Here is a 17,120-nt window from a genome sequence, read left to right on the forward strand (position 1 = left end):
ATAATTGTAAACGCTACCAAGAAAGGGGGATTTGTGATTGAACCGCAGAACATGATGTCAGAAAACCAAAATTGATATTCATAAAACAGGAGGGATTCACTCGATGAACCGAAAAAAGGGTTCCGTTCAGAAATCCGTAGCTGCCTTGTTTTTAGCCTTCCTCATGGTCGTTTCGTTGGTTATTCCTCCATCACCGGCAAATGCGGAAAACACAGATTCGCTTCCGGCTCGTCAAGCGGAGTACCTGGACCGTGGATTGGTTGCGGTTCTGACCGACAACGGTGTATTTCTGAGCTGGAGATATTTAAACACGGACTCAAATGATATCGCTTTCAATATATATAAAAACGGAACCAAAGTAAACGCGTCGCCCATTGACGATGTTACGAATTACACGGATACGACGGGCTTTGACAGCTCGCAGTATCAGATTTCGACAGTCATCGCGGGCAAGGAACAGATGCAGCCGGAAGTCGTATCGGTTTGGCATAACGATTACCTACCGATTCCGCTGGATAAGCCTGCCGACGGGCGTACCAAAGACGGCGGAACCTATACGTATTATGCGGGCGATGCCTCTGTAGCCGATCTCGACGGCGACGGCGAGTACGAGATTGTCTTTCTGTGGAGTCCGAGCAATTCCAAAGACAACTCTCAAGCCGGCTATACCGGCAACGTCTATATCGACGCGATCAAACTGGACGGCACGAAGCTATGGCGGATCGATCTGGGCGTCAATATCCGGGCAGGCGCTCACTACACGCAATTGATGGTGTATGACTTGGATGGCAACGGGAAAGCCGAAGTCGTGGTGAAAACGGCAGACGGCACGGTTGACGGCCAAGGGACTGTGATTGGCGACGGAACAAAAGATTATCGCAACGACGGCGGCTATATTCTGTCCGGTGCGGAATATCTGACTTTGTTCGACGGAGAGACCGGAGCTGCCGTATCGACGGTGAATTACGATCCGCCGAGAGGCAACGTCAGCGATTGGGGCGACGGTTACGGCAACCGGGTCGATCGCTTCCTTGGGGGTATTGCTTATCTGGACGGCTCCACGCCTAGCGTCATCATGAGCCGCGGCTATTATACGCGCACCGTCGTTGCCGCTTACGATTACGAAGGCGGTCAGCTGATCAAGCGGTGGGTATTCGATACCAACGAAGTCGGCAAACAATATGAAGCGCAAGGGAATCACAACTTGAGCGTGCTCGATGCGGACGGAGACGGCAAGGACGAGATTATGTTCGGGGCGCTGGCAATCGACGATGACGGCACGCTGCTCTACAGTACCGGACTTGGCCACGGCGATGCGATGCACGCGGGTAAGCTTGATCCGAACCGCGAAGGCTATCAGGTCATGAGCGTGCACGAACATTCCAATGCTACATACGGAGTCGAGATGCGCGACGCCGGGACAGGAGAGATCATCTGGGGCGAATTCACGGGACGTGATACGGGACGCGGCATGTCGGCGGACATCGATCCGAATCATCCGGGCTACGAATCTTGGGCTACGACGATTACGGATGGATCGAGCATTCCGGTCACCAGCACGTATTCGGCAACCGGAGAGATCGTATATACGCCGGAGCAATCGCCGAAAACGGCAAACTTCGCGATCTGGTGGGATGGCGACTTGCAGCGCGAATTATTCGATCATGAATGGGACGCGGGTACGGCAAAAGGCATTCCGCTCGTTTACAAATGGGATTACGAAAATAAGAAGCTGAACGAGATTTTCCGGGCGACCGGCGCGTTGACCAACAACCACACTAAGGGAAATCCGGCGCTGCAAGCGGATATTCTGGGCGATTGGCGCGAAGAAATTCTGGTGCGCAGCGAAGACAGTTCAGAATACCGTCTGTACACGACGACCATTCCGACCGAATATCGGATTCCGACGCTGATGCAGGACCCGGTCTATCGACTCGGGATTGCTTGGCAGAACGTCGCGTACAACCAACCGCCGCATACGAGTTTCTATATCGGCGCGGAAGCGACCGAATTCCCGAAGGCTGATCTGAACTTGGTCGGCGGAAGCCAACAGACGGAGTCGGTGTATCGATTCGACTTCGGCACGGAACCGGCAGCGGGCAATACGGGCGTGCAAGATACGCTGTACAACGGGCAGACCGGATACGGCTTCACGGACATCGGCAGCGTGATTGCGGAAGCCGATCAGGTATCCGTTCAGTCGGGCACGACCTTCGCCGTCGACCTGCCGGATGCGAACTACAAAGTCACGTTGCGGCTCGGCAGCGACTCGCGCGACTCCAACGTCGGCGTCAAATCCGAATACGTGCAGAAGCTGGCCGTGACTTCGGTGGCGGCAGGCGAACCGTTGGAATACGCATACGATGTAGCTTTGGTGGACGGACAGCTTGAATTCCTGTTCACGGGCACGGCGATCGATATTCAAGATATCATCATTGAGAAATACCCGGACAAAGAAGCCGGAGCAGCCGCGACGATCTACATGGCCGGCGATTCCACGATGCAGTCGTACAGCGAATCGCAAGCCCCGCAAGAAGGCTGGGGCCAACAGTTCGGCCGTTACTTCTCGAACGGCGCAGTGGTCGTGAACAATGCGATCGGCGGTCGGAGCAGCAAGTCGTTCCTGGTGGACGGTCGCTTGGATACGATCTTGCAGCGAATCAAACCGGGCGATTATTTCTTCGTTTCGTTCGGTCATAATGATGCCAGCGCAGGAATTCCGGATCGCTATGCTTCCCCGGAAGATTACAAAATGTATCTGGCCCGTTATGTAAATGGTGCCAAGCAGCGCGGCGCGACTCCGGTGCTGCTCACGCCCGTCGGTCGTCGAGACTTCAATACGGTAACCCAAGAATTTAACGTAAGCTTCCCGGAATACGTACAGGCGGCCAAAGAAGTGGCAGCAGAGCTGGACGTGGAGTTGATCGATCTCAGCCAATTGAGCGTGGCCTACTACGATCAGCTCGGTAACACGGCTACGGAAAAGTTGTTCCTGTATGCCAATCCGGGCGAGTATCCGAAGTACCCGAACGGCGTTAACGACAATACGCATTTCAGCGGCTACGGCGCGCAGAAAATCGCCGGACTGGTCGCGAATGCAGTTAAGGAAATGGGGCTGAGCATCTCTCCTCTGGTGATTGACCCGGATCTCGAAGAACCGGAGCCGGAACCGGAAGCACAGCTCTATGAAGAAGACTTTGAAGGTGATCCGGCCGATGTTCAGTATTCCCTGGTTAACGCGACGGGAATCGGCGGCACGATGGCCGGAACGGTCGTGGAGCAGGACGGCAGCAAAGTGATGTCGCTCAGCGGCAGCGGTTCCGGGCATCGGGCGAAGACTTTCCGCATCTTCGATGCCGTCAACGGAGACAAGGTGGATGTGAATTTCGATTGGCAATCCGGCAATGTCGGCGCTTTCCCTTCGGAGGGCCATCTGACGGTGCAAGATTCCAATGAAAATGCGCTGTTTACGTTGGTTGCCAAAAACGGCGATCCTAATCTCCATTACTTCGTGGGTCCGTACGCGGCGGATTACGCAGGCGGCAACACGGCGATTCCGGAAGGCGGCACGGCGACAACGATTCCGAAAAACCAATGGGTCAACGTGGATGCCACGATCAACTTCGCCAGCAAGACGCTGGATCTGACGTTGACAAGCCGCAGCAACCCTTCGGTTACGCAAACGATCGAAGGCTTGACGCTCAGTCCGGGCGCTTATGCTGATAACGTGAGATCGCTTCGCTTCCTAGGCACGAGAAAAGGCGGCGCGGGTACGTTGAACTGGACGACGGCGATTGACAATGTGCGGATCGAAGGCACGGAGCTGCCGCCGGAATCCGGCGATCAGGCGGCTTTGAAAGCCTTGTATGCCGAGATTCAACAGCTGGATCTGTCGTCTTATACGGAAGCTTCGCGCGCTGTGTTGAGCAAGGCTCTAACCGCTGCCGAAGCCATTATCGACAAGACGGCGACACCGGCTCAAGTCGAACATGCCGTGAATATGCTGACTATTGCGAGAGCTTCGTTGACTAGCGAAACGGCTGAACCGATCAGTGTATACAAATTCGACTTCGGTTCCGGCGAAGCGGCCGAGGGCTACACCCAAGTAACGGCCGACCATGCCTATATAGAAGGCAACGGTTACGGCTTCGCCGATACGGCGTTGACTGAAGACGAGAATCGGGAGACCGGCGATGCCCTGAAGGAAGACTTCACCCGAGTGAATGCGACCTCCTTCTTGGCAGAGTTGGAACCGGCTAACTATCGGGTGACGATGATTGTAGGTGATGCCGAGGAATCGACAAGCACCAGCGTCATTACGGAACAGATGACCAAGCTTCCTTTGGCGACAATAGCTAAGGGCGAATTTAAGGAAGTTACGTACGATGTGGCATTGATCGACGGCGTATTCAACTTCGATTTTGCAGGCAATTCGCCGAAGATCAACGCTTTGACGATCGAGCGTCTGCCGGATAACGGCGCAGGCGAACAGCCTGTCATTTACCTGGCGAGCGATTCGACCGTAGCCAACTATGCGGAAACCTATCGCCCGCAAGCAGGCTGGGGCGAGACATTAGGCCAATACTTCGATCCGGATCAAGTGTCTGTCGACAACCGTGCGATCGGAGGATTAAGCAGCAAGACTTTCCTGGTCGGCGGCCATCTGAACGATCTGCTGCTGGACGTGCACGAAGGCGACTACCTGTTTATGCAGTGGTCGCATAACGACTCCACGCCGTCCCGCCCGGAACGTTATCTGACGCCGGAACAATTCAAAGACTACCTGAACACGTATATCGACGGCGCGAACCAACGCGGCGCGACTCCGGTTCTGGTGACGCCGGTGAACCGCCGCGATTATACGGGAGACGTACTCAACAAGAGTTTCCCGGAATACGTGCAGGCGATGAAAGAAGTGGCTCAAGAAACCGATACGCTGCTGGTCGATCTGAACCAGGCGAGTTGGGAATATTTCAGCGAACTCGGCACGGAAGGCACGAAGTCGATCTTCATGTGGGTCGGCAGCACGGAAGACAATACGCATTTGCAAATGAACGGCGCAGTCGAAGTGTCCAAGCTCGTTGCGGGTCTGGTCAAGGAACTGAACATCCCGCTGTCCGCCTTCGTAACGTTGGATGACGGCTCGGACCAGACGCCTCCGCAGACAACCGCGACGCCGACAGGAGATTTGCAAAATGGCTCCTACACGTCAGCCGTCGAAGTTCGCTTACAAGCGACAGACGAAGAATCGGGCGTGGCCGCAACGTATTACCGAATCAATGAAGAAGAGGTTGTCGAAGGGGATCTATTCACGTTGAATGAAGAAGGACGCTATGTCATTACCTATTGGAGTGTCGATGCCGCGGGTAACAAAGAAGCCGAGCAAGTGCTGGAAATCTTGATCGCCTTTGCTCCTCCGCTCGCGACCGACGCTCCGGGAGTTCCTGTACTTTCGGATAACAATGGTCACGACAGCGGCTTGCGAGACGGCGATTATACGATCACGATGAATCTGTGGTGGGGGAATAACGGAAGTACCTTTAAGTTGTATGAAAATGGAGAGTTGATCAAGGAAGTGCCTTTGACCGATCTATCGCCTGCCGCCCAATCGGTCAAGGTCGATATTACGGGCAAGCCTAACGGCACCTATGTCTACACGGGCGAGCTGATCAATGCACTCGGTACGACGGCAAGAGCACCGCTGACCGTAACGGTCACGGATGCCGCTCCGGGACAAGCCGTTTTATCGCACGATAACTGGGACCAAGACGGAAACTATCTGCTCACGATGAATCTGTGGTGGGGTACGAATGCGACCGAGTATCGTTTGTACGAGAATGGTGTTCTGGTCGATACTCAGGAATTGCAAGCTCGTACACCCGGAGCGCAATCGGCAACAACTACGATTTCCGATCGGGCAGCGGGAAGCTATGAGTATGAAGCCGTACTGCAAAATGCAGCCGGAGAGACCCGGACGTCCAAAGTAACGGTCACGGTCAAGTAAGCCCAGGCAGGACGTCACTACGAACAAGTTACGTTTTAGCTAAAAAAGAACCCGCTTCAGCGCTGTTGCAAACGGCGCGTCGAAGCGGGTTCTTTTTTTCATTCATAAACACTTTTCAATAACGCCATGACTTCTTCCAGCGTAAGTCCGAACGATTGATAGTACTCGATATCGACCGTCATCTGCTTCAGGATCATCTCGTCGCGCTTCTCTTTCATCCGTTCCGGCGACAACTCCGTGATAAAGCAGCCTTTGCCCGTTACCGTGTAGATCAGGCCGGAACGCTCAAGCTCTTCCCAGGCTTTTTTTACCGTGATGATACTGACCTGAAGTTCCACGGCGGCTTGACGAATCGGAGGGAGGGAGTAACCGCCTTCCAACTCGCCCTTCAGAATTTGAGCGCTGATTTGTTCGAAAATTTGCTGGTAGATCGGTTTCTCGGAGGTGTTGGAGATCATGATATTCATACGTTATACTTCGACTTTCTTGAATCGTTGATAAGCGATGCGATACGCAACGAACGTCAACGCGGCAAAGATCAATACCCCCGTAAGCAGAATCGAATAATGGGTCAAGACGTCGCCGGAACCGCTGCCTTTGAATAGATTGTACACGAACTCGTTTTGAATGCCCAACCACTCGGCTCCGCCGGCGAACAGTACCGCAACCGTACTCGCGACAAGAGTCGCCGCGCCGTATTTGTAAGCCGTTTTATAATACATCGAGATGAAAAAGAGATTGAACAGCGCCAACATGGTCAGCGTCAGCCCCCAGAATCCGGGTGTCGGCTTGAAGAAAATGTAGTCGAGATACGGATACAGGCTCAAGCTGATTTTACCGTAGATCATCGCCGTCAGCACGTGCAGCACTTCCAGCAACACAATCAGCAGTACCTTCGACTTGACTACGTTTTTCTTGTCGACGGGCAGCATGCTGGTGAACATCAAGTCGTTTTGGCTTTTGTAGCCGCCGAAGATGTTCGGAATCGTGATCATGCAGAAGTACAGCGGAACGATAAAGTACAACCAGCCGGGAATCAGCATCAAGGCGCCGGTGATAAAAGGAAGCACGAAGAAGAACGGATTCACGCCGAGCCTGATTTCTTTCAACAGCAAATTATACATGGGCAGCCTCCCTTTTGGAATAATAGATCATGATCTCTTCCAGGTTCGGAATCCCGGTTTTGAATGCAGCGGAAGGCGTGAAGTTCTCGGTCAGGATCAAGCCGGTAAAACCGAACGAAGTGACTTTATACGAGATCATGCGATCTTTGATCAATTCGAGGTCTTCGACTTTCCCGTTGACCAGGCGATATTGATCGACAAAGTCTTCTTTTTCCGCGCTGTTAATGATCTGCCCGTCATGGATGTAGGTGATGTAGTCGGCGCACTTTTCCAGGTCGGAGGTGATATGGGTCGAGAAAAGGATGCTGATCTCCCCGTCTTGCACCAGCTCGCGGAACACGTCCAGCAGATCGTCGCGCGCCGCCGGATCGAGTCCGCTCGTCGGTTCGTCCAGGATCAGCAGCTTGGCGCCGTGCGAGAGGGCAAGAGCCAGACTGTACTTCACCTTCATCCCCGTAGACAGCTCGGCAATCTTTTTGTCCTCGATCAATTTGAACTTTTGGATGTAATGGCGGTAAGATTCTTCGTTCCAGTTGTCGTAAAAGGTCTTGTAGACTTTAGTCAACGTCTTGATTTTGCTGCGTGTATAGAAATCGACATTGCCGAACGCGTACCCGACGGCTTGCTTCAGCTCGACTTCGTGCTTGTCCATGCTTTTGCCCATGATGTGGATCTCACCGCTGTCGACTGAAATAAGATTCAGAATCGATTTGATGGTCGTGGTCTTGCCCGCTCCGTTGAGCCCGATAAAGCCCATAATGTAGCCTTGCGGCAGTTGAAAAGAGACGTCTCTGAGCTGAAAATGGGGGAATTTCTTGTTCAGGTTTTTTACGTCGAGCATGATCATATTCTCATCTCCTTTATCGCGTGTATATCGTGTATGCGCAATATATCATTGGGATATCAGAGTGTCAACAGCGTCGAATTTTGCTTTCCGGCAGGATGACAGGTAAAAGTCGTGTCACAGGACGCACAAAAACGCCGTTCGCCAGGCGCTTCGACGTGAAAAAGTACCAAAGTCGACGTCCATCCATGCTTGAGTAAACGGGTAAATCGGCGTTTTCGCCAGCTCTTTTTTCCACAGGTTGGACAGGCGGCTTCAGGCGTGAACGTTAACAGAAATACCCCACCTTCTTCTCACTGCTCCGGTTTCTCCACTTCGACCTCTGACAGATTCACAAATTCTTTGATAAACTGATAGGCAAGCCGCTCTCCTTATCGTGTGGGTCTCTACAATTCCACGATATCGGAGATGCGGCTTGTTTTCTATTTTTCCGGACTAGAGTTTGACAAGGACATGTAACGGAATAAATCCTTTTAATTTAAAAAAATGGAAATATAAAGTTGATAAAAAAAGCAAAAAGAATTATGCTAAAACAGTAAGTAGACATCAACTATTAGGAGGAATTAGATGAAATCTTATGTAAATACTCTCTTGTCTTTATCATTGATGTTAGTTACAGCAAGTACAGCTGTAGCTTTGCCTGCTCAGGCTCAAGTTGAGGCTAACGTAGAATCTAAAGTACATCAAGAGGTCACATCCATTTCTCCCGAATTAGCAAGAATTGCCGTTTTGAATGAGATCGCTTCAATGAGTCCACAGCACGAATTTTATGGAAAATGGAAAAATGTTCAAGTAACATATGAGTATGAATTATACGATTTAAATGACGAGATAGTGGGTTACTATTTTCAACTATGGGCTGGAACAGAGAAAGTAGGGTATTACATTACGTCAGCCAATGTTAATCTCAATCCCATTATTGAATATAGTGCTACTCCTGAAAAAGAAGAATTTAAAAATATCCCAGTAGAAGATAAAATCTTTTATTTTGGTGGACAAGGTTCTGTGTCTGCTTCTAATAGAGAGGAAGTAAAAGAAGTAATTACTGAGCGCATAGAAGCTCTGAATAAAATGAGCCTTGATCAACTCATGAATCAATCCGATTTAAGTTCTATAACGGCAGATACTGGAATAGAAAGTTCTCAGACTTTAGAAGTTGAAGAGATCTTTGCAAACTTGAAATTAGACGAAGATCCTGCAGCACCTATTCAATGGACGAATCTATTATATTCGTCTGCTAATTCATTTTCTGCTCAAGCATTACCAAGTAACTACGCTATAAACGTACCTTACATAAGCCAAAGATCTCCTGGTATTGTAGGACCTCGTAGCGCATGTGGCCCTACAACGTTGGCTATGATTCTTGAGTACTTAGGAGGACACGGTTTAAATGTAGATGATGCATCAAAATATAACAATTCTCGTATTGAGCTTGTAAATGCAAATAGAAATCTGACTGCTACAACCATAGCTGGAACAATGAGTGGAAATATGGTGTTTGGTCTGCAGTATGCTTTAAAACCAGCTATGAGTGGCTGGGAGGTAACAGCCATTAATGCCGACACTTCTAATGCTCAAGAACAGTATAAAGACCGTATTGTAAGTAATCGTCCGCCAGCTGTGATGTGGTTTGTAATTCCTTACATCCCTCATGAAGTAGATACAAGATGGCACTGGCAAGCAGGTTCTGCTTATAGCACTAGTAACAATACTTTTTATTTCGGGGTTAAAGATCCTGATTCAAAAGCCTCAACACCTTCAGAAACGGTATACTATAGTTGGAACAGTAATAAAAGTGGATTTTTGTTTGTAAGCTATAAACAAAAGTGAGGCGGTATTTCTGAATAAAAAAATAGAAATTGTCGTTTTTTGTATCATATTTTTATTATTAGTCACAGCCTGCGTACCATATGGCACAGAACCTTATTATTTTTCTGAATATGAAGCTGACTCACAAGAATTCAATATTAATCTGAACGTAATACAATCGGATCCGCCTGCTCCAAAAGAGTCGACTTTGCTTATTGAAAGTAAAGAAAATGAGAAAGCCGGAGAAAACGAAAAAAATGTGAAAATTTATTTCCACAGTTACGATGGTTTCATTGAAGGTGAACTTGGAAAATCTACAATTATTGACGTTACAAAGATCCCAAGTTCTTTATTAAATGGATTAGATTTTGAAGCGGTTCTCGTCTATGGAGATCATAAGGAAGATATCACTTTTCATCCCAATAAGGTTGGAAGAGATTACTTTAGACCGTAATTCGATCATCAGAACAATTAACGTCTTCTCATAAATGTATAAAACCGTCTATTCTTTAATAAGAATAAACGGTTTTACTTTGATTATATTTTTCCAATGCTCGATCCTGTATGCAAAATTCAAGAACGCTCTAAAATCTGTTAAATTAAAGATATGAGACGACGATACGATTTAACCGATGAAGAGTGGAACACGATCGAGTCTTTTCTGCCACCCGCCCGAAAAACACAAGGAGGACGGCCTTCGAAAGACGGAAGGCACCTACTGAATGCGGTTCTTTGGGTCGCACGTACCGGAGCAGCTTGGCGTGATTTACCTGACTATTACGGCCCTTGGTCTTACGCGTACAGCTTTTTCTGGCGCCTGCAAAAGTCATCAGGAACCTGGGAGAAAATCTTGGAGCACGTGGCGATCGAGCCTGATTTCGAACAGATGATGGTAGATACGACGATTGTTCGCGTTCATCAACATGGAAAAGGCGCAAAAGGGGCAAGACAAGCAAGCTATCGGACGTTCCAGAGGCGGATTAACAACTAAAATTCATGCGATTGTCGATGCACTGGGCAGGCTGTTGAGCGGCAAGCCGGAGAAGTGGACGCCGGAAGAAGGCCAGGAACTGTGGGAACGGCTGTTGACGGACGAAGGATCGAAAGCCCGTTACGATGCGCTGCAGCACTTTCGTTATGTTTTGAAAAGCTTGAGTTTTCCCGTGATAAAAAAACGATTAGATGGCTTTTTGAAACACTTCTCTTTTCACAGGATTGCCGCCGTGGGCCAGATTGCCAAGGCGGTTTCTTCTCGAAAAGAAGGCGTACTGGCCGCCGCGGTCAATGTCGAATCGAATGGGCCGGAGGAAGGAATTAACACGAAAATTAAGCTGCTGAAAAGACGGGCCTACGGCTACCGAAACATGACGCATTTTCTGCAGCGAATCCAGCTTAAGACCGGTTTATAAGGGTTGAGGTACAGGTGGTGGTAAATAGATATTAATTTGTTCAAAGTGTTCAGCCTTATGCTCAAATTACTGCTGACTCTATACTTTTAATTCAACCAAGCAAATTCATGAATGTTATGTCTTATTAAAGAAATGAGATATGTAGCATGCGAAAAAATATGGTTTTTCAGAATCCATTTTCTGTAATAGATGAGAATAATGAAAATACGTATTCAAGTTCTTTTATCATCAGGGTGTTCCGATTGTCGATTACAATAAAAAGAATGCCTTTTTTGTACAGATTTTAAAGGACAAAGTTGGAGGTCTGAAGATATGCCTATCATGCAATATAGGCCGCGTCAACGAAGGTATAGTTAGTCAAGCTGAACTTGAAGCTGATCAATATGCTGTACACAAAATGGGAAAAGACGCTGTTTTAAGATGGTTAAATAGTATGGTAGAAAGAATCGATAAAGATATTAATAACAGAGAAACTTACCAGCAAGAAGGCTTTTTGAAAGCAAGAGATTCAAATGCGTATGCAAAATCTATAACGAAAGCTTGGTTGTAATCGCTTACTAAATAACAGAGAAGCGAAGCCTATCTTAAAGGAGTGTCGGAAGTGGATATCAGAGAGAAATTGCACAACGGAGATTTATATTTGCCGATGGACGAGCAGCTGATGCATGAACAAATGAAGTGCATGGAGCGTCTGTACGACTTCAATCTAACACGCCCTCTTGAGCAAGAACGCCGTCAAGAACTGCTGAAAGAGATGTTCGCCGAGATCGGAGAAGGCTGTTACATCGAACCTCCGCTTCGCGCGAATTGGGGAGGACACCATGTTCATTTCGGAAAAGGCATCTACGCGAACTTCAACCTGACGCTGGTGGACGATACGCATATCCATGTGGGCGACTATACGATGATCGGGCCGAATGTGACGATCGCGACCGCCGGACATCCGATTCTGCCTGAATTGCGGGAGCAAGCCTATCAGTATAACGCCCCGGTACATATCGGCAAAAATTGCTGGATCGGCGCGGGCGTCATCATTATCCCGGGCATCACGATCGGCGACAACTCGGTGATCGGCGCCGGCAGCATCGTGACCAAAGACATCCCGGCAGGCGTGGTCGCGGTAGGGAATCCGTGCAAAGTCATGCGGGAGATCAACGAGCGGGACCGGGAGTATTATTTCAGGGACCGGAAGATCGAGTTGGAATAGAGGGCTAGAGATCGGAAAATAGATATAACAAAAAAGAGTCTTCAGTTGCCGTTTGCGCGCTGAATCGACTCTTTTTTTCTTTTTGTGCATTCACTTCCAGAAGAAAAGAGAGTACTATTTAGAGAGCAAGTGGAACTTTAGAACTATACTTATATTTAGAGAGAAATTTCCTCAAGGAGGGGCATCTTATGGGTTCCAGCAGTTACCGCAGTTCGTATCAATCGTACTTAAACCGCCAAAGCGTCGAGGGAGACCAAATGAACGTCATCCTGATCGTCAACGTCGCGGAAGGCTTGCAAAAATACATGAAGCGCAGCAATATGCAAACCGTGTTCAATAAGTTGTCTCCGTTAACATTGAGCGGTCCGGTCAAAGTCGTGGCGCAGCAAGACGGTTCCTTTTACCTGCTGCCGCCGTTCACGCACGAAAACACGCACACCTATATGAAAGAACACATCTACGGTTTGGACCCGGCGCGCGGCGAAAAAACGGATCTGTTCTCCAAACTGTTTACGACCAGCGAACTGACGCACCTGATCTGGTTCACGGATGAAGAGGTTACGCCATATCTGCCGAAGATCACGTGCATGCACGCGCCGCATCTGTTCTGGAACTTCATTTCGATCAAAGGCTCTCCGCTTCGCTGCACGGAAAAAGCACCGAAAAACGTCACCCTTACGCACGCTCCGAAAGTCTCCAGTCTCGCAACCTCCGTGCTCTACCGCAAAATCTTCAACAAATTTACCCAGTATATCAACAAAACCGATCTTCCCATGAACGGACGGGTTCGCGTGATGCAGACCGAAGACCGTTCCGCGTCGCAGCTTGTGGTCAAAGGCTCCAAAACGACCATCGAACCCAGCAATCTGAAGGTCGGCATCGGTTGGAAAACGTCGGAAGGCGAGTGCCTCACCGCGGGCATGCTGCTTGCGAACAACCGGCTGCCGGACGCGGAAAGCATCGCCTTTTTCGGAAACAAATCGACGATCGGCATGACGCACGTGGACGGAAGAGAGCTGCCGACGGAGGACATGGAGTTATTTACGGTGAATCTGGCGGCGATCGGGCAAGCAGGTCCGGACAAAGTGTTGTTTACGCTCGTCATGCCGCACGGCGTGCCGGAAGAACTGTATCTCCGCCTCATGACTTACGACAACCGGGAGCTGCTGCGGTATGACGTGGATATGAGCGCTTGTTCCGGCAATACGGCTTTGGAATTGGGCTCGCTGTACGCGTACAAAGACCAATGGCGCTTCAACGCGATCGGCAACGGCTATGACGCGGGGATGGAGCTGGTCGCGGAGCATTACGGCATTCCCGATCTCACTACGACCTATTCGTTCACGCCGGAAGTGCTGGAAGAAATCGCGCTGGACGGCCGGACGTTCGAGTATCAGATGCAGGATTTGTTCACCAAGCTCGGTTACGACGTGGAAGTGCCGACCAGCGACCCTTACGCGCCGGATTACGGAGTCGATCTGATCATCATCAAGGGCGGCGTGCGCAGAGCGGTGCAGCTCAAGTGCTTCAGCAACGTCGTGCCGGTTCGCGCCGTGCAGGAAGTGTACGCGGGAGCGAAAATGTATGATTGCGACAGTTACCTGGTGGTGACGACGAGTTACTTCAGCCGCGCTGCGCTTCAGATGGCGGAACAACTCGGCGTCGAAGTGTGGGACAAAACGCAGCTCACGAAAACGGAAGAACGCCTGCGCTCGCGGATCGGCGTCTCGCCGGAGCATGAATTGAAACTCAAGCTGTCGAAGCTGGATTCGGAAGACGAAGTGGATATCGATATTTCGGCGTTTCTCGTGAACGAACATGACCGCTGCGCGGGTGAAGACGACTTCGTGTTCTATAATCAACCGGACCATCCGAGCGGCTGCGTGCGACTGATTAATGATAACGTGTGGGAAAAGCTGCTGATTCTCGACTTGGCGAAACTGCCTGCGCACTGCACGCGGATCGTAGTTGTTGGCTCGCTGGATACGTATAAGCGGAAAGTGGAACTGACGATCGATAACGAGCTGGATCTGTACCATACGTTCGAGTACATGCCGAGCGCGGTGTGCGATACGTTGGTGTTGGGGCAATTCCGGAAGATCGACGGGGAGTGGGCGTTCACGACGTCGGAGACGTATTTCGCGGGCGGGTTGGAAGAGGCTTGTCGGGCTTATGGGTTGGAGGTTGATTAGAGTTAGAATACTGGAGGTACGGAATGAAACTTTGCATAGATACTAATTACTTTTTAGATTTTTATCGAAACGGTAAAGAACGATTAAATGTGCTAGAAGAAATCAAAAAGTATGCTGAACATATTGTTTTTCCAGTACAGGTTTACAATGAATTTAAGAGGAATATGTCCTCTGTAAAAGAAGTTGAGATAAAAAAATTCAAAGAAAGCAATTCAAGCTTAAACCATAGTTCTTCTAAATTAGTAAGAGAACTACCAGAGTTTGAAGAGTATAACAATGCTAAAACCAAACTTCTCGAACTAAGCAAAGCATTAGGAACAAAATTAGATTCTATCTTAACTGATTGGGATCAAGACGCAGTATTTTTAGCTTTTGATTCTTTATATAAAATGGAAAAAGTAAAGCGCTTAGAAACAACTGAAGATAATATTAAGCGTGCTAAAATTCGTAATTTGCTTGGTGAACCTCCAGGAACAAATACACGTACAATTGGAGACGAAGTTATCTGGGAAGTACTACTTCAAAATGTTTGTGACGATCTCATCTTAGTTACTAATGATGAGTCATTTAAAAAAAATGAGAAATTACTGGCAATTGAATATGAAGAGAAAAGCAATAAGAATCTCTTTATAGTAGATAAGTTATCGAATGCTATTAAGTTGTTAGGGAGTCAGCCTGCTGAATCCATTATAAATTATGAATTAGAAGTAACACTTTCTATGGACCCTTATTTTGATCTACTGATGGAATTGTATGAAGTAAGAGACTTTGCAAGCCTATTAAATAGTTCCAACTCGTCTTTAATAATGTATATAGAAAGAACTGAAGTTCATGATGGGTTAGAATATAAAGTTTTATACGTAGGAGAGTCTAAAGAAACTCATAAAGTACGCTGGAATACCTTTTATGTGAATTTAGAAAGAAAAAGAATTCTTGTCTACGACCTTCTGAAAGATTCAGTTATTCCATTACAAAAATGGAGAAATAAAAGTAGCGAAACTACTGGACATTTTGCTTTTGATTTCAACGACAACAATGGAGTCTATGTAATCGGATTTGATGAATACCTATTCGAAACACAATGGAGTGAAGCTGATAATAACAGCATTCATGCTTATAGTTATTGTCAGAGTATAAAAGCAATTGGCTATACAGATTCTCTAATTGAATTCCCTAAAATTGAGGATATAAATGATTTGACTTTCAATTTTAGTTCAATTTCTAGAAGAGTTAAAGTTGGACAACTTGTAGTATGGGAAAATAACTGGGGGAACTTTGCTGTTACTAAAAATCAAAAATATAGAAGTACGTTCGAGAGGTTCAGTCGAGAACAAATTAGAACTAGAATACAAAATATATTTGTAGATTGCAGAAGTTTATAATTTTTAGATAGTTGTCTAAAAAACAACCTATTAGTAATATTTCTTTGTTGACAAGTGGTTTTAGATTTTTATATTAGATTTTTGACTTCCGATACTCCCCCGGGGTCACCCCAACCCGCTCCCTGAACGCCTTAACAAAATAACTCAACGACCGAAACCCGCATTCCAGGCTCACCTCCTGCACGCTCTGCGTCGTCAGATGTAGGAGGCGTTGAGCCATCTTCACCCGATATTGCAGCAAATATTCGATCGGCGATACGCTCGTGTACGCCTGAAAACACCGTGCCGCTTCGCTCTTGCTGATATTGGCCGATAGGATAATATCCTGAAGCGTCACCGGATTCCGATAATTCTCCCGAATATAAGCGATCATCTGCTGAAGGCGCACTTGCGCCTGGATCGCTTTTTTGTCCTGCGGAAATCGCGGTAGCTCGTCCAGATGCGCGAACAGAATCTGCCACACCTCGCTAAGCTCCCGCTGCACCTGCATTTCATATCCCTGACCGTTCAATTTACGAGACCCAAAGTCCAGATAAGGAAAAGCTTCATACACGCTCTTCGGCCCAAATTCTTGCAATAGCGCAAACACCAAATCCAACCGCTTCAATACATCGTTTTGCCAAGCGATCTCCGGTTTGAATACGACATAGGGCAGATCCGGCGCATCCAGCAGCGGCGTGATGTATTTCTCGTAAATGATGCTGGAGTGCGGGGCGATCATCTCGGCGGAAAACACGATATTCGGACACGGACACTCCTGCTCATCGCCGATCTGCTGGAACCGATGAAGCGTATTATTGCTAATAAAAATCCCTTCCCCGGGTTTCAACGGAACCAGATGATGACCGACTTGCACCTGAATCGCGGAACCCCGAATCACGAAAAACTCCGGTTCGAAATGCCAATGCAGCGGAACCTGTCGTTGTTGGAATAGATGTAGCTCGTCGACATAGAACTGGATCGGAAAATTCGCCGTGCCGTGTGGGGTACCTTCGTACAGCGTAGCATCTAAAGGCATCGTATCTGGACGCATAAGCAGCTCCTTTTGGGAAAATAGTGATAACGAATGGCAAGAAAGTGGATTGAGTCCAAGCAGGCTTATGCCTATAATCTGTTCTGGGAAGAAGTTGTTTCGCTGCACCTCGTATG

General features: G+C 48.3%; 12 protein-coding genes. 8 read left to right on the forward strand and 4 right to left on the reverse strand.

Annotation, left to right across the window (positions count from 1 at the left end; all coding sequences use genetic code 11):
* Window positions 1–103 precede the first annotated feature (103 nt).
* Window positions 104–6,004, forward strand: a complete 5,901-nt coding sequence (locus SACSAC_RS16335; protein ID WP_037288292.1) for a rhamnogalacturonan lyase family protein — start codon at window positions 104–106, stop codon at window positions 6,002–6,004.
* Window positions 6,005–6,102: 98 nt separating this feature from the next.
* Here the strand turns inward: SACSAC_RS16335 and SACSAC_RS16340 are convergent, their stop codons facing one another.
* The 3 genes from SACSAC_RS16340 to SACSAC_RS16350 are packed head-to-tail and all read right to left on the reverse strand — an operon-like array spanning window position 6,103 to window position 7,975.
* Window positions 6,103–6,471 (reverse strand): GntR family transcriptional regulator, encoded by a 369-nt coding sequence (locus SACSAC_RS16340; RefSeq protein WP_037288296.1) that lies wholly within the window; start codon window positions 6,469–6,471, stop codon window positions 6,103–6,105.
* Window positions 6,472–6,474: 3 nt separating this feature from the next.
* On the reverse strand, window positions 6,475–7,128 hold the full coding sequence (locus tag SACSAC_RS16345) for an ABC-2 transporter permease (protein ID WP_037288299.1): 654 nt from the start codon (window positions 7,126–7,128) through the stop codon (window positions 6,475–6,477).
* Complete coding sequence (locus tag SACSAC_RS16350) at window positions 7,121–7,975, reverse strand: ABC transporter ATP-binding protein (protein ID WP_037288301.1); 855 nt, start codon at window positions 7,973–7,975, stop codon at window positions 7,121–7,123. The genes SACSAC_RS16345 and SACSAC_RS16350 overlap by 8 nt, the downstream gene beginning before the upstream one ends.
* 564 nt (window positions 7,976–8,539) lie before the next feature.
* Here SACSAC_RS16350 and SACSAC_RS16355 point away from each other — a divergent pair.
* The 7 genes from SACSAC_RS16355 (at window position 8,540) to SACSAC_RS16380 (ending at window position 15,971) form a co-directional block, all read left to right on the forward strand.
* Entirely contained in the window at window positions 8,540–9,802 is a 1,263-nt protein-coding gene (locus tag SACSAC_RS16355; RefSeq protein WP_037288303.1) for a C39 family peptidase, read from the forward strand.
* A 187-nt stretch (window positions 9,803–9,989) separates the two neighbouring features.
* On the forward strand, window positions 9,990–10,235 hold the full coding sequence (locus tag SACSAC_RS16360; RefSeq protein ID WP_037288305.1) for a hypothetical protein: 246 nt from the start codon (window positions 9,990–9,992) through the stop codon (window positions 10,233–10,235).
* A 153-nt stretch (window positions 10,236–10,388) separates the two neighbouring features.
* Entirely contained in the window at window positions 10,389–10,772 is a 384-nt protein-coding gene (locus tag SACSAC_RS28795) for an IS5 family transposase (protein ID WP_084778118.1), read from the forward strand.
* Entirely contained in the window at window positions 10,705–11,190 is a 486-nt protein-coding gene (locus tag SACSAC_RS16365; protein WP_084778121.1) for a transposase, read from the forward strand. The genes SACSAC_RS28795 and SACSAC_RS16365 overlap by 68 nt, the downstream gene beginning before the upstream one ends.
* 601 nt (window positions 11,191–11,791) lie before the next feature.
* Window positions 11,792–12,397: a sugar O-acetyltransferase gene (locus tag SACSAC_RS16370; RefSeq protein ID WP_037288308.1), complete on the forward strand. Its 606-nt coding sequence runs from the start codon at window positions 11,792–11,794 to the stop codon at window positions 12,395–12,397.
* Between the two features lie 188 nt (window positions 12,398–12,585).
* The gene (locus SACSAC_RS27235) at window positions 12,586–14,589 is read left to right on the forward strand and encodes a TerD family protein (protein WP_051507184.1); all 2,004 of its coding nucleotides are present in this window, start codon (window positions 12,586–12,588) and stop codon (window positions 14,587–14,589) included.
* A gap of 23 nt (window positions 14,590–14,612) precedes the next feature.
* A complete protein-coding gene (locus tag SACSAC_RS16380; RefSeq protein WP_037288310.1) occupies window positions 14,613–15,971 on the forward strand; it encodes a PIN domain-containing protein in 1,359 nt (452 codons plus the stop codon).
* A gap of 73 nt (window positions 15,972–16,044) precedes the next feature.
* On the opposite strand, the gene SACSAC_RS16385 is transcribed toward SACSAC_RS16380, so the two are convergent.
* Window positions 16,045–17,004 (reverse strand): AraC family transcriptional regulator, encoded by a 960-nt coding sequence (locus tag SACSAC_RS16385; RefSeq protein ID WP_051507185.1) that lies wholly within the window; start codon window positions 17,002–17,004, stop codon window positions 16,045–16,047.
* Window positions 17,005–17,120 lie beyond the last annotated feature (116 nt).

This window comes from Saccharibacillus sacchari DSM 19268 (assembly GCF_000585395.1).
GTDB classification, from domain to species: domain Bacteria; phylum Bacillota; class Bacilli; order Paenibacillales; family Paenibacillaceae; genus Saccharibacillus; species Saccharibacillus sacchari.